This window comes from Methylobacterium sp. CM6257, from assembly GCF_054611515.1.
This window is the reverse complement of sequence record NZ_CM137735.1, coordinates 1,176,792-1,190,767: the sequence shown is the minus strand read 5'-3', so window position 1 is coordinate 1,190,767 and position 13,976 is coordinate 1,176,792. Positions and strand designations below refer to the sequence as shown.

Annotated in this window: 12 protein-coding genes; 5 read left to right on the top strand and 7 right to left on the bottom strand. The window is 68.9% G+C overall.

The window, feature by feature from the left end:
• Positions 1 to 31: 31 nt before the first annotated feature.
• On the bottom strand, positions 32 to 1,102 hold the full coding sequence (locus ACYCO6_RS05725; protein ID WP_459770155.1) for a phytoene/squalene synthase family protein: 1,071 nt from the start codon (positions 1,100 to 1,102) through the stop codon (positions 32 to 34).
• Positions 1,083 to 2,606, bottom strand: a complete 1,524-nt coding sequence (locus ACYCO6_RS05720) for a phytoene desaturase (protein ID WP_459770153.1) — start codon at positions 2,604 to 2,606, stop codon at positions 1,083 to 1,085. The genes ACYCO6_RS05725 and ACYCO6_RS05720 overlap by 20 nt, the downstream gene beginning before the upstream one ends.
• Before the next feature lie 246 nt (positions 2,607 to 2,852).
• Here ACYCO6_RS05720 and fcl point away from each other — a divergent pair, with 246 nt between their 5' ends.
• The 3 genes from fcl to ACYCO6_RS05705 are packed head-to-tail and all read left to right on the top strand — an operon-like array spanning position 2,853 to position 5,589.
• Positions 2,853 to 3,824, top strand: coding sequence for a GDP-L-fucose synthase (gene fcl / locus ACYCO6_RS05715; RefSeq protein ID WP_459770151.1), 972 nt, complete (start codon positions 2,853 to 2,855; stop codon positions 3,822 to 3,824).
• 42 nt (positions 3,825 to 3,866) lie between these two features.
• Positions 3,867 to 4,910: an SGNH/GDSL hydrolase family protein gene (locus ACYCO6_RS05710; protein ID WP_459770149.1), complete on the top strand. Its 1,044-nt coding sequence runs from the start codon at positions 3,867 to 3,869 to the stop codon at positions 4,908 to 4,910.
• Between the two features lie 4 nt (positions 4,911 to 4,914).
• On the top strand, positions 4,915 to 5,589 hold the full coding sequence (locus ACYCO6_RS05705; protein WP_459770147.1) for a GDSL-type esterase/lipase family protein: 675 nt from the start codon (positions 4,915 to 4,917) through the stop codon (positions 5,587 to 5,589).
• Here the strand turns inward: ACYCO6_RS05705 and ilvD are convergent, their stop codons facing one another.
• The gene (gene ilvD / locus ACYCO6_RS05700; RefSeq protein ID WP_459770144.1) at positions 5,590 to 7,419 is read right to left on the bottom strand and encodes a dihydroxy-acid dehydratase; all 1,830 of its coding nucleotides are present in this window, start codon (positions 7,417 to 7,419) and stop codon (positions 5,590 to 5,592) included. It abuts the gene before it with no gap.
• A gap of 128 nt (positions 7,420 to 7,547) precedes the next feature.
• Here ilvD and ade point away from each other — a divergent pair, with 128 nt between their 5' ends.
• Both ade and ACYCO6_RS05690 read left to right on the top strand, forming a co-directional pair.
• Positions 7,548 to 9,269 (top strand): adenine deaminase, encoded by a 1,722-nt coding sequence (ade, locus tag ACYCO6_RS05695; RefSeq protein WP_459770140.1) that lies wholly within the window; start codon positions 7,548 to 7,550, stop codon positions 9,267 to 9,269.
• Between the two features lie 89 nt (positions 9,270 to 9,358).
• A complete protein-coding gene (locus tag ACYCO6_RS05690; RefSeq protein WP_459770138.1) occupies positions 9,359 to 9,784 on the top strand; it encodes an organic hydroperoxide resistance protein in 426 nt (141 codons plus the stop codon).
• Positions 9,785 to 10,021: 237 nt separating this feature from the next.
• Here ACYCO6_RS05690 and ACYCO6_RS05685 read toward each other — a convergent pair whose 3' ends face one another.
• Genes ACYCO6_RS05685 through ACYCO6_RS05670 form a run of 4 tightly spaced genes read right to left on the bottom strand, consistent with a single transcriptional unit; the run spans position 10,022 to position 13,944 of the window.
• Complete coding sequence (locus tag ACYCO6_RS05685; RefSeq protein ID WP_459770136.1) at positions 10,022 to 10,855, bottom strand: HTD2 family dehydratase; 834 nt, start codon at positions 10,853 to 10,855, stop codon at positions 10,022 to 10,024.
• A 1-nt stretch (position 10,856) separates the two neighbouring features.
• Positions 10,857 to 12,005, bottom strand: a complete 1,149-nt coding sequence (locus tag ACYCO6_RS05680) for an acyl-CoA dehydrogenase family protein (RefSeq protein WP_459770134.1) — start codon at positions 12,003 to 12,005, stop codon at positions 10,857 to 10,859.
• A gap of 10 nt (positions 12,006 to 12,015) precedes the next feature.
• Positions 12,016 to 12,765 carry an SDR family oxidoreductase gene (locus ACYCO6_RS05675; protein ID WP_459770132.1) on the bottom strand — a complete coding sequence of 250 codons (750 nt, stop codon included), beginning with the start codon at positions 12,763 to 12,765 and terminating at the stop codon, positions 12,016 to 12,018.
• 42 nt (positions 12,766 to 12,807) lie between these two features.
• On the bottom strand, positions 12,808 to 13,944 hold the full coding sequence (locus ACYCO6_RS05670) for a CaiB/BaiF CoA transferase family protein (protein ID WP_459770130.1): 1,137 nt from the start codon (positions 13,942 to 13,944) through the stop codon (positions 12,808 to 12,810).
• Positions 13,945 to 13,976 lie beyond the last annotated feature (32 nt).

Here is a 13,976-nt window from a genome sequence, read left to right as displayed (position 1 = left end):
CCGCGAAAAGGTCCTCGCTCACCGGCCGGGCTCAGGACGGCGCCGAGCGGCCGAAGGCCTCCCGTTCGCGCATCCGCTCGATCAGGTCGAGGACGTGCACAATCCGGCCGCCCACATCCCACCAGGGCCGCAGCGCAGGGCGCAGGCGGGCGGGAGCGAGCGGCTGGCGCGCGATTGCCGCGATCAGGAACAACGCCTCGGGCAAGGCGGGCGCGGCGAGCGGCGCGCCGACCGTCGGCGACCGGAAGGCGGCGGCGAGCAGCGCCAACTTCCGACCGGCCCTGACGCGGGCGCGGCGGGACACGGAATCAAATTCCTGTGCAGCGACGACCCGGCCGATCTCGGAATAGATCAGACTAGCGGCGCGGATGGCTGGACGGCAGCGGGGAGGCAGAGCTGTGATACCGGGCTGCGCGCGGGTGTAGAGCCGATCCGCCTCGCCGAGCAGCCGAGCGACCACGCGCGATAGAGCCGGGCTCGGCCGCGGATCGGCCACGAACGCATCCGGATCGAGCCCCGCCTCTGCCATCCAGTTGAGGGGCAAGTAGAGCCGGCCCATCCGGGCGTCCTCGCCCACGTCACGGGCGATGTTGGTGAGCTGCATCGCGGACCCGAGATCGCAGGCGCGCGCGAGCGCGTCCGGATCGCGGGTCCCCATGATCAGCGCCATCATCGCCCCCACGGAGCCCGCGACCCGCGCCGCGTAAGCGTGGAGCGCACCGGAATCGGCATAACGCCGCTCCTCCGCGTCCCACGCGAACCCTTCGATCAGCGCGCGCGGCAGGGCTTCCGGGATGGCGTAAGCGCTTACGAGTTCCGAGAAGGCCCTGTCGGCGGGCGCGTCGGCGGGGCAGCCCGCATAGGCCAGGCTGACCCGGACACCCAGGCGTTCCACGGCCTCGCGCCGGTCGGACGCGCTCGCGGCGTCGTCCACGAGGTCGTCGGAAAGACGGCAGAAGGCGTAAAGGCCGTAGGCCGCCTCGCGCACCTCTCCTGGCAGCAGACGGCCCGCCGCGAAGAAGCTTTTGGAGCCCGCCCGGATGGCGGCCCGGCATGCGGTCCGGTCGGCTGCCGCGGCGAATTCAGGCGGTAACACGGGCATCGGGGACCACGCTGTCGAGGATGCGGGCGGAGGAGAGAACGCCGGGCAGGCCCGCTCCGGGATGCGTGCCGGCGCCGACCAAGTAGAGGTTGCGCACCGCGCCCGACCGGTTGTGAGGGCGGAACCAGGCGGACTGGGTCAGCACAGGCTCCAGGCCGAAACCGGAACCCCGGAAGCTCAGGAAGTCGTCCTGGAAGTCCTGCGGCGTCGTCACCTTCGAGGTGACGATGGAATGCGAGAGTCCCGGCAGGACACTCGCCTCCAGGATTCCGGCGATCCGCCGCCGGTAGGGCTCGGCGAGGGCATCCCAGTCCTGGCCGCCCGCGAGGTTCGGCACCGGCGCCAGGACGTAGAAGGCGTCGCATCCCGGCGGCGCCAGGCCGGGATCTGTGGCGGTGGGCCGGTGCAGATAGAGACTCGCATCCTCGGCCAGAACCTTGCGGTCGAAGATGTCGGCGAGCAGCCCGCGATAGCGCGGTCCCAGCAGGATCGTATGGTGATCGACATCCGGGTAGCGGCTCTTCGTGCCGAAGTACCAGACGAACAGCCCCATCGAGGAGCGGGCACGCCGAAGCCGACGGGGACTCCAGCGCTGCGCCTCCGGGAGGAGCCGTGCATGCGTCAATGCCGAATCGGCGTTCGAGACCACGAGGTCGGCCGCGACCGTCTGGCCACCCTCGAGTTCGACCCCGGTTGCCACGCCGTCATCCACGCAGATTCGGGAGACCTCCACGCCGAGGCGGACCCGCCCGCGCTGGCCCCGGATCAGCCGCACGAGCCCGTCCACCAGCTGGCCTGTTCCGCCCATGGCGAAATGGACGCCCCAGCGCCGCTCCAGATCCGCGATCAGGCAGTAGATCGCGCTCGCCCGAAACGGATTGCCGCCGATCAGCAGCGGGTGGAAGCTGAAGACCGTGCGCAGCCGCTCGTTGCGGATGAAGCGCGCCACCACATCGTGCACCGAGCGATGGCCGGACAGGCGCAGCAGGTCCGGGGCGATCCGCAGCATGGCGCCGACGCTGTCGAAGGGGACATGGCCGAGCTGCTCGAAGCCGATCCGGCAGACCGCCCGGCTGTGCGCCATGAACCGTTCGTAGCCGGCGATGTCCTCCGGCGCGAAGCGTGCAACCTCCGCACGCATCCGCTCCGGGTCGCCGCTATAGGCGAACGAGGCGCCGTCGGCGAAACGGATCCGATAGAACGGATCCATCGGCACCAGCTTCACGTCATCGGACAGCCGGCGGCCGGCGAGGTGCCAGAGTTCCTCGAAGAGCTGGGGCGCGGTGACGATGGTCGGTCCGGCGTCGAAGGTGAAGCCGTCCTGCCGGTGAACCCGCGCTCGGCCCCCCGGCTGCGCGAGCCGCTCGAGCACGGTGACCCGGTAACCTCGCGCCCCCAGGCGAACAGCCGCAGCGAGACCGCCGAAACCCGAGCCGATCACCACGGCGTGGAGTCGCCGATCGCGCTCTTGAACCACGGGCTTGTCGACCGCAAGTGTCAGCATCACTTGACACTACAGCGGCGCTTTCATCGCGCGCAAGGCCCAAATATCAGCAGCACCGTACGGCAGTCGGTGATCGACCCACCCTGCTTCGCGGACGGCACCTCGCTTCCGCGGAGATCACCTGCAGCCTACCGTTGCGACGATGCCATTCGCCTCAGAAAACGCGTGTTTGCGCGGCGATATCGAGCCGGAACGGGTCTATACGGCCCTGGCGTGCCGAGCTTTTCGCAGGGACTTGGAAGTGTGATGGACGGTCGGGGTCAGACCATCTTCGTGGCGGGCCATCGCGGGATGGTGGGCTCGGCGATCGTGCGCCGCCTGTGCGCATCGGGATACGAGCATATCCTCACGGCCGACCGGCAGGCGCTCGACCTGCTCGATCAAGCGGCGGTTCGGCGGTTCTTCGCCGAGCACCGTATCGATCAAGTCTACCTCGCCGCCGCCAGGGTCGGCGGCATCCACGCCAACAACACCTATCCGGCCGAGTTCATCCACGACAACCTGGTCATCCAGTCCAACCTCATCCATGCCGCGCACACGACCGGCGTCGATCGGCTGCTGTTCCTGGGCTCCTCGTGCATCTACCCGAAGCACGCCGAGCAGCCGATGCGCGAAGACGCGCTGCTCACGGGTGTGCTGGAACCGACCAACGAGCCCTACGCCATCGCCAAGATCGCCGGCATCAAGATGTGCGAGAGCTACAACCGACAGTACGGGCGGCGCTATCGCAGCGTCATGCCCACGAACCTGTACGGGCCCAACGACAACTTCCACCCCGAGAACGCCCACGTCCTGCCGGCGCTGATGCGGCGCCTGCACGAGGCGAAGGAAGAGGGACGCCCGACGGTCACGGTCTGGGGCACGGGCCGGGCGATGCGCGAGTTCCTGCACGTGGACGACATGGCGCGCGCCAGCGTGTTCGTGATGGAGATGGACGACGCGCTCTACGCGAAGAACACCCGTCCGGACCTGTCGCACATCAACGTCGGCACGGGCGAGGATTGCACCATCCGCGCGCTGGCCGAGGCCTTGGCGCGGGTGATCGGCTACGAGGGCCGGCTAGAGTTCGACGCCACCAAGCCGGACGGCACGCCGCGCAAGCTGATGGACGTGTCGCGGCTGACGGCCATGGGCTGGCGGCCGGAGATCGGGCTTGAGGACGGCCTGCGCCAGACCTACCGCTGGTTCCTTGAGAACCACGCGACCCTTCGGGGCTGAACGGCGCGAAGCGAACGCGGCACGCCAGGGGGAAGACTGACCATGGCCCAGCGGCCGCCCGACGACAGCGAGCACGCGCGACGCCGGAAGTTCCTGAAGAGCTTCCAGAACTTCGACGCCAACATCCGGTTTCCCGCACCCTACGCGCAGTTCGCCGGCAAGCCGCTCGCGTCCGTCCACGAGAAGGGCTGGCGCTACGACGCGCTCGGCTACCGCAACGACGTCCACGTCGACGCTCGCCCGGCCTCGGAGGCGCTGCGCGTCTTCGTGGTCGGCGACAGCACGATGGTCGACGGGCAGGTCTTCGCCGACACCGTGCCGGGACGGCTGGAAAGCGGTCTGAAGCATGTCCATGGCGAGGGTGCGCGCGTCTACAATTTCGGCGCGATCTCGGCCTGCCTGAACCAGATGATCGCTCTGGTGACGACCCGCCTGATGGACCTCCAGCCCGATGTAATCCTGATCGTCGGCGGCGGCACCGACATCTTCCAGCCCTGGAGCTTCGATCCGCGCGCGGGCTATCCCTACAACCACTTCGCCAACGAGTGCCTCTACGACTACTTTTTCGATCCAAGGAAGACGGATGGCGATGCCGCAGACCTGACCTACGACGCTCTCCAGGCGATGATCTTCAATCGTCTCGAAAACCTGCGAGCCTTGACCAACTGGCAGTCCGACATCTGGGAATGGGAGGTTGTACGGCAGTTCGAGCTGTCGCTGAAGCGTCTTGCCCGTCTCGCGCCGGGCATCGGGGCGCCGATCCGCTTCCTTCTGCAGCCCACGGTGGTCCGAAAGGCCGAGCGTGTGGGCGAGGAGACCAGCGTCGCCTCAGGCGAGTTCCTGGCGTATCTCGACCGGCAATACACGCGGTTCGAGGGCGTCCTCCAGCGGCTCGGCGCGGAGGACGGCGCGGGTTCGCCCTTCGCGGTCCGGGATCTGAGCCGGATCTTCGCCGATGACAACCGCCTTCTGTTCACCGATATCGTGCACGTCACGTCGGAGGGACGGCAGAGGATGGCCGAACGGCTCCAGGCGGAAGTGGCCGACGTACTCGGCGCGCGAGCGGGATCGACCGCGGAAGCCTGAGCCTATGGCGGAGCCGATCGTCTTCATCGGAGATTCGATCACCGAGTTGTGGGGCTTCCACCGGGCCGGCACCTTCGAGGCCTACGACCTGATTCCCCGCGGCGGATCCGGCCAGACGGCGCGCTGGATCACCATGCGCTTCCGCCGCGACCTCGAGGAGACCGGCGCCCGGGGTGTCCATCTCCTCTGCGGCGTGAACGACATCGGCCGCAACGAGGGTTTCTTCGTCCCCGCCGAGGAGATCGCCCGGACGCTCGCCGGCATACTCGACGAGGCGCGCGCCATGGGGGTGAAGGCCTGGATCGGCTCGATCATGCCGGCGGCCCGGATCCCGTGGAATCCCGAGGTGCAGGATGCCCCGGCGATTATCGCGGCGGTCAACGTGTGGCTGCGCGATCACGCGCACGAGCACGGCGCGACCTTCATCGATTACCATTCCGTTCTGGCGACCGAAACCGGCGCCCTGCGGGATGAATACGGCACGGACGGGCTTCATCTCAGCCCGGCCGGCTACGCGGCGATCGAGCCGCTGATGCTCACGGCGCTGGGCCGCATCGCCGAGCCAGCGGACGAACATAACGCGCTGCGCGCGAAAGCTGGCGGGCGCCACGCGATCGTCCTGGCGGCGGTCGCGATCCTCTTGGCCGCGTCCGCTGCCTTTCTCCTCGCCGTGCGCTGATCAGACCCGGCGCACCGCCCCGTGCGCCGCACTGGTGGTGAGCATCGCATAGGCGCGCAGGGCCGCGCTGACCTTGCGCTTGCGCGGGCTCGCCGGCTGCCAACCTGCCGCGTCCTGCTCGGCGCGCCGCCGCTCCAACTCGGCTTCGTCCACGTCCAGGCGGATGCTCCGGGCCGGGATGTCGATGGCGATGGTGTCGCCGTCGCGCACGAGGCCGATCAGGCCGCCCTCGGCCGCCTCCGGCGAGACGTGGCCGATGGACAGGCCGGAGGAGCCGCCGGAGAACCGGCCGTCCGTGACGAGCGCACAGGCTTTGCCAAGCCCCTTCGATTTCAGGTAGCTCGTCGGGTACAGCATCTCCTGCATGCCGGGGCCGCCGCGTGGGCCCTCGTAGCGGATCAGCACCACCTCGCCGGCCGTGACCTTGCCGTTGAGGATTCCGTCCACGGCCGCGTCTTGGCTCTCGAACACCCGGGCCGGTCCCGAGAAGGTCAGGATCGAGGCGTCGACGCCCGCCGTCTTCACGATGCAGCCCTGCTCGGCGAGGTTGCCGTAGAGCACCGCGAGGCCGCCATCCTTCGAATAGGCGTGCGCGGCATCGCGGATGACGCCGCCCTCCCGGTCCAGGTCGAGCTCGTCGAAGCGAGATTCCTGGCTGAACGCCACCTGGGTTGGAACACCGCCGGGAGCCGCCCGGTAGAAGGTCTGGACCGCGGCGCTCGGTGCGGCGCGGACGTCCCAGCGGGCGAGTGCGGCGCCCAGAGTCCCGGCCGAGACGTTGCCGACCTCCGTGTCGATCAGACCGGCCCGGTCGAGCTCGCCGAGAATCCCCATGATCCCGCCGGCCCGGTGCACGTCCTCCATGTGCACGTTGGCGACCGCCGGGGCGACCTTGCACAGGACCGGCACCCGCCGCGACAGGCGGTCGATATCGGCCATGGTGAAGGGCACCTCGCCCTCGTGGGCGGCGGCCAGCAGGTGCAGCACGGTGTTGGTCGAGCCGCCCATGGCAATGTCGAGGGTCATGGCGTTCTCGAACGCCTTGAAGCTCGCCACGGCCCGCGGCAGGACGCTGGCATCGTCCTGCTCGTAGTGGCGGCGGGCGAGGTCCACGATCAGGTGGCCGGCCTCGACGAACAGGCGCTTGCGATCGGCATGGGTGGCAAGCACCGAGCCGTTGCCGGGCAGAGCCAGCCCGAGCGCCTCGGTGAGGCAGTTCATCGAGTTCGCCGTGAACATGCCCGAGCATGATCCGCAGGTCGGGCAGGCGGAGCGTTCGATCACCGCAACGTCGGCGTCGGAGATCCGGTCATCGGCCGCCGCGATCATCGCGTCGACGAGATCGACCTTCTTGGCAATGCCCGGGAGTTGGACCTTACCCGCTTCCATGGGTCCGCCAGAGACGAACACCGTCGGGATGTTGAGGCGCAAAGTGGCCATCAGCATGCCGGGGGTGATCTTGTCGCAGTTCGAGATGCACACCATCGCGTCGGCGCAGTGCGCGTTGACCATGTACTCGACGGAGTCGGCGATCAACTCCCGAGACGGCAGCGAGTACAGCATCCCGTCGTGGCCCATCGCGATGCCGTCATCCACCGCGATGGTGTTGAACTCCTTGGCGACGCCGCCGGCGGCCTCGATCTCCCGGGCGACGAGCTGACCGAGATCCTTGAGGTGCACGTGTCCGGGCACGAACTGCGTGAAGGAATTCACCACCGCGATGATCGGCTTGCCGAAATCGGAATCCTTCATGCCGGTGGCGCGCCAGAGGCCGCGGGCTCCGGCCATGTTGCGGCCGTGGGTGGTGGTGCGGGAACGGTAGGCAGGCATCGCGATATTCGATCGGTTCGAAGGTAGAGGGCTTCTGCGCCCCCTCTCGCGCACCTGCAAGCGTCGCGGACGAGCACGCACCCGTGGCATGCTCCTGGCAGATACCCGGGATGAAGGGCGGGCGCGCGATGAGACAGGTGGATTTCCTGCAACGGGCCATCGATCAGGGTCAGGGTCGCGCCGAGGCCGACCTCGTGCTGAAGGGCGGCCGGTTCCTCGATCTCGTCACCGGCGATCTGGTGGCCTCCGATATCGCGCTCTGCGGCGACCGGATCGTCGGGACTTTCGGCCAGTATCGCGGCCGCCGGGAGATCGACCTGTCCGGCCAAGTCGTGGTGCCGGGCTTCATCGACACCCATTTCCACGTCGAATCCTCGCTGATGCCGCCGCAGGAATTCGAACGCTGCGTCCTGCCGCACGGGGTCACCACCGGCGTGTGCGACCCGCACGAAATGGCGAACGTGCTCGGCACCGACGCCTTTGCCTGGTTCCTCGAATCGGCTGGAACCCTGGCCATGGACCTGCGTGTGCAGCTCTCCTCCTGCGTCCCGGCCACGGACCACCTCGAAACCTCGGGCGCGCGGATCGCGGCCGCCGACCTTCTGCCATTTGCCGGGCATCCGAAGGTGATCGGGCTCGCCGAGTTCATGAATTTCCCGGGCGTGCTCGCCTGTGACGCTGGCGTTCTGGAGAAGCTCGCCGCCTTCCAGGGCCGGCACATCGACGGCCACGCGCCGCTCCTGCGCGGCGCGGCGCTGAACGGCTACATCGCGGCCGGCATCCGCACCGAGCACGAGGCGACGACGCCCGAGGAGGCCTTGGAAAAGCTATCCAAGGGTATGACCGTGTTGATCCGGGAGGGCTCGGTCTCCAAGGATCTGCACGCCCTCGCGCCGATCCTGACCGAGCGCACGGCGCCGTTCCTGGCCTTCTGCACCGACGACCGGAATCCGCTCGACATCGCCGAGGAGGGGCACCTCGACTACGTCATCCGCACCGCGATCGCGCTGGGGGCACCGCCGCTGGCGGCCTACCGAGCCGCGTCGTGGTCGGCGGCCCGGGCGTTCGGGCTCCACGACCGCGGCCTCGTGGCGCCCGGCCAGCGCGCCGATCTCGTCGTGCTCGACGATCTCGCGCACTGCACCGTGTCCCGCGCGTTCAGCGCTGGCCGGCCCGTCGACGAGGCTCTGTTCGCCGGCCGGCCTCCCGTCGCGCCGATCGGACGTGGCAGCGTCCGGGCACGGCGCGTGACGGCGGCAGACTTCGCGGCGCCGGGTTCCGGTCCGTCGACACCGGTCATCGGCGTGGTGCCGGGCAAGATCATCACGCTCCGGCACGATCTCTCCCTCCCTTATTCGGGCGGCGAGCGCCGGATCGACCTCCATCAGGACGTCATCAAAGTCGCCGTGGTGGAGCGCCACGGCCGGACGGCGCCGGGGGCAAGCGGTATCGGAATCGCTTTCGTGAAGGGGTTCGGCCTGCGGCGGGGTGCCATCGCCTCCTCGGTGGGCCACGACAGCCACAACATCACGGTGGTCGGCGCCGACGAGGCCGACATGGCGGTCGCCGTGAACCGGTTGGGCGAGATCGAGGGCGGCTTCGTGGTGGTCGAGGGAGGCCGGGTGCTGGCCGAGATCGCCCTCCCACTCGCGGGTCTGATGAGCCTGATGCCGTTCGCGGCGATCCGGCAGTCGCTCGCAACCCTGCGGTCCGCGGCGCGAAGCCTGGGTGTCGTGCTCCCCGAGCCGTTCCTGCAGGTCGCCTTCCTGCCGTTGCCCGTGATCCCGCACCTCAAGATTACCGACCGGGGCCTCGTGGATGTCGACCGCTTCGCCCTGATCGATGCTTAAAATTAAATTGTGCGCAATTAAACTAGGGGCTATGCGCAGAGAGGGCGGCCCCTACATGCCGACTCTCGTTCTGTACCCGGAGACCACCCATGCCCGTCGACGTGAAATATCGCACCACCGCCACCGCCACCGGAGGGCGCGACGGCGCCGCTCGCACCGCTGACGGCAACTTCGAGGTGAAGCTCTCGACCCCGAAGGAACTTGGCGGCGCGAGCGGTCCGGGTGCGAACCCGGAGCAGCTCTTCGCCTCCGGCTACTCGGCCTGCTTCCTCGGCGCCATGAAGGCGGTGGCTCCGTCGCTGCAGCTGAAGGTCCCGTCCGACACCAGCGTCACCGCCGATGTGGGCATCGGTCCGCGCTCCGAGGGCGGCTTCGGCATCACCGCCGACCTGACGATCAGCCTGCCGGGCCTCGACCGCGCCGACGCTCAGAAGCTCGTGGAGGCCGCCCATCAGGTCTGCCCCTATTCCAACGCCACCCGCGGCAACGTCAACGTCGGTCTCAAACTCGCCTGAGACGAGCCGCCCGTCGAACGACCGCCGTGTCCCGGACCGACGCCCAACGCCGGGGACACCGCCCCGTTCTCCACCGTCTCGGGGGTCGCCGATTCCACCCGCGCTCTCATCCTGAGGTGCGGGCGTGAAGCGGCCGCCGCGAAGGAGCAGCCCAGCCGGCGACGCGATGCCGGGTGGCCTCCTTCGAGGCCCGCTGACGCGGGCACCGCAGGGTGAGGTGGAGGATGGGGGAGGCTCCTAAGCGACCGCCCGGGCCCGCATGCAGACGCGGCCGACCGCGTCGAGCGTGACGCCGTCGAATCCGTCCGCGGTCCGCCGCCCGCAGACCCGGACGGTCTGATTGGCGGTCATCGGTGACACGCCGCGGTAGCTGAACGTGCGCGGTACCTTCCCCAGCAGCGTCGCGGCGAGGTTCATCAGCAGCGTTGCCTGCATGGGTCCGTGGACCACGAGATCCGCATAGCCCTCGACCTGCGTGGCATAGGGCCGGTCGTAGTGGAAGCGGTGGCCGTTGAAGGTCATCGCGGAGTAGCGGAACAGCAGCGTCGGCGTCGCCGCCACCTCCCAAACGGCTTGGTAAGCGGCGGGATCGTCGCGCTTGGGTTCGGCATGCGTGCCGGTCTGTGCCCCGGCCGCCTCGCGGTAGACGATGTCCTGCCGCTCGCGCAGAGTGAATCCGCGACCCGTCGCCACGACGTGATCGACGGTGACGAAGCACAGCGTCCCGCTACGCCCCGTCTTGAAGGCCACGTCCCGTACGGTCTCGGTGCGGGTGACCCGGTCGCCCTCGCGCAGGTCCGCGAGGATCTCGATCTCCCCGCCCGCCCACATGCGCCGCGGCAGCGGCACTGGCGGCAGGAAACCGCCCTTGGCGGCATGACCGTCGGGCCCCAGAGCATCCGCGGGCGGCGTCTCCGGGGCGAGGCACCAGTGCAGCGCCGGCGGCGCGATCCCGTCGGGCCTCGACGCGAGATACGGCGTGAAGGTCGCGCGGAACTCGGCGAGCAGGCGTGGGGTGACCAAGTCGGACAGCTCTCGCGTCCGACCGATCCAGGCGGTGAGATCCGTCATGTCAGTACGAGCGCGGCAGGCCGAGCACGTGCTCGGACAGGTAGGCGAGGATCAGGTTCGTGGAGATCGGCGCGACTTGGTAGAGGCGCGTTTCCCGAAACTTGCGCTCGATGTCGTACTCCTCGGCGAAGCCGAAGCCACCATGGGTCTGGATACAGGCATTGGCGGCCTCGAACGAGGCGTCGGCGGCGAGCATCTTGGCCATGTTGGCCTCGGCACCGGGATTCGCGCCGCCCTCGTAGAGGGCCAGCGCCTCGCGCACCATCAACTCGGCTGCCCGCATGTTGGCGTAGGCACGGGCGATGGGGAACTGGACGCCCTGGTTGGCGCCGATCGGCCGGCCGAAGACCGAGCGCTCTCCCGCGTAGGACTTTGCCTTGTCGATGAACCACTTGGCATCACCGATGCACTCCGCGGCGATCAGGATGCGCTCGGCGTTCATGCCCGACAGGATGTAGCGGAACCCCCTGCCCTCCTCGCCGATGAGATTCTGCGCAGGGACCCGGAGATTGTCGAAGAAGACCTCCGTGGTGGCGTGATTCATCATGGTTCGGATCGGCCGGATCGTGAGGCCATGGTCCTTGGCCTCGCGCATGTCGACGAGGAGCACCGACAAGCCGTCCGTCCGCTTCATCCCCTCGGCCCTCGGCGTGGTGCGGGCCAGCAGCAGCATCAGGTCTGAATGCTCGGCGCGGCTGGTCCAGATCTTCTGGCCGTTGACCACGTAGTGATCGCCCTCCAGGCGCGCCGTGGTCTTCAGGCTGCCGGTATCGGTGCCGGAGGTCGGCTCGGTGACACCGAAGGCCTGCAGCCGCAGCCGCCCCTCCGCGATGGCCGGCAGGTACTCGGCCTTCTGGGCCTCTGAGCCATGCCGGAGCAGCGTGCCCATCGTGTACATCTGGGCATGGCAGGCGCCGCCGTTGCAGCCCGCCCGCTGCACCTCTTCCAGGATCGCCGCCGCCGCCGAGAGGGGCAGGCCGGAGCCGCCGTATTCCTCGGGGATCAGGACGGAGAGATAGCCGCTTTCGGTGAGGGCGTTCACGAACTCGGTCGGGTAGGCCATCTCCCGGTCGAGGGCCCGCCAGTACGGTCCCGGAAAGCCGGCACAGAGCTTGGCGACCGCCTCGCGGATCTCGGTATAGGCTTCCATAGGGAGCTCCTCAGGCCGTGCGGCCGCCGTCGACCGGCAGGTCGATTCCGGTGATGAATTCGGCCTCGTCGGACGCCAGGAACAGGGCCGCCGCAGCGATGTCGCTCGCCTGCGACAGCCGCCCGAGGGGGATCGTCGCGATGAAGCGGTCGCGGTTTTCGGGCGTGTCCAAGACGCCCATGAAGTGCTCCAGGAGGCCGGTGGCGCCCATGACCGGGCAGAGGGCATTCACCCGGATCTTCCAGGGCGCCAGCTCCAGGGCCAGGGACTTGGAGGCGAGGCTCGCCGCACCCTTCGAGGCGTTATACCAGGTCAGGCCCGGCCGCGGCCGGAGCGCTGCCGTCGAGCTGACGTTCAGTATCACGCCACCGCCCCGATCGCGCATCAGCGGCGCCACCGCGCGCACATAGTGGAAGATCGATTTCACGTTCACCCGGAAGACCCGGTCAAACTCCTCCTCGGTCACCTCCATCAGTGGCTTGTTGCGATGGGTCGTGCCGGCATTGTTGACCAGGATGTGGGGCACCCCGAACCGGTCTTCGGTCTCGGTTACGCTCGCCCCAACATCGGCGGCGTTCCCGACATCCGCCGCGATGGCGATAGCGTTCGCGCCGAGATCCGCGGCGACTCTCTCGGCCGCCGCCCCGTCGATATCCACGCAGGCGACCCGGGCTCCTTCGGCTGCGAAGCGCTGGGCGATACCCGCCCCGAAGCCGCTCCCGGCGCCTGTCACGATCGCGACCTTGCCGACCAGCCTCATCGCGTCCTCCGATCTTGTCGTTCTGCCTGCGAATCTAGGCACTCACGTCCGGGACGCGAACTCTACCCGAATCCGTGCACCGTGCTCGTCGATGGCCGGCACCCGGCCGAGTGCCCGCACCTGACCGTCGATCAAAACCGGCGGAGCGACGATGCGCGCCGGACCGGCCGGCGTATCGACCTCCGCGCGGATGAGAGCCGGGTGGGTGGCGAGGTCAGCGAGCGTGTTGACGAAGCCGTAGGCGGTGCCGGCGGCCTTCAGCCGGGAGGCGGCTGCGTCGCGGCTCAGCCGCGCCAGTTCGGCGCCGATGCGCAGGTCGACGGCGGCGCGATTGGCCACCCGGGCGTTGTTCGACGCGAAGCCCTCGGCCCGTGCAAGGTCAGGCTCGCCGAGCACGCCCGCACAGAAATTCGCCCATTCGCGCTCGTTCTGGATCGAGATCAGCACGAGGCTGCCGTCGGCGGTGGGAAAGGCGCCGTAGGGGCAGATCGACGGATGCGCGAGACCGACCCGCTGGGGCGCGCGTCCGGTGCCCTCGAAGTAGAGCAGCGGCACGTTCATCCAGTCGGCCGCGCCGCTGAACAGGCTGACCTCCAAAGCACAGCCCTGCCCGGTGATGCCGCGGGCGATCAAGGCCTCGAGGACTGCCGCATGGGCATCCATCCCGCAGGCGACGTCGCACACGGAGACGCCGACCCGGCCGGGGCCTGCGGGATGCCCGGTGATCCCGGCAAGCCCGCTCTCGGCCTGGACCAGCAGGTCATAAGCCTTCATGTCGCTGTAGGCGTGGCCGTTGCCGTAGCCCGAAATGTCGACGGTGATCAGTCGCGGGTAGCGCGCGCGCAAGTCCGCCGAACCGAAACCCGCGCGGGCGGCGGCCCCGGGCGCGAGGTTCTGCACGAACACGTCGGCCTGCGCGAGGATCGCGTGCAGCAGACGCGCGTCCTCCGGCGCCTTGATATCGGCGACCAAGCTCTCCTTGCCGCGATTGAGCCAGACGAAGTAACTCGCCAGCCCGCTGACGGCGTCGTCGTAGCCGCGGGCGAAGTCGCCTTCCGGACGCTCGACCTTGATGACCCGGGCTCCGGCGTCCGCGAGCCGCGACGTGCAGTAGGGCGCGGCGACCGCCTGCTCGAGGGCGAGGACGGTCAGCCCTCGCAGCGGCAGGTTCTGACTCATCCGCGCCCTTCGATCTTACGAGGCCCCGTGGG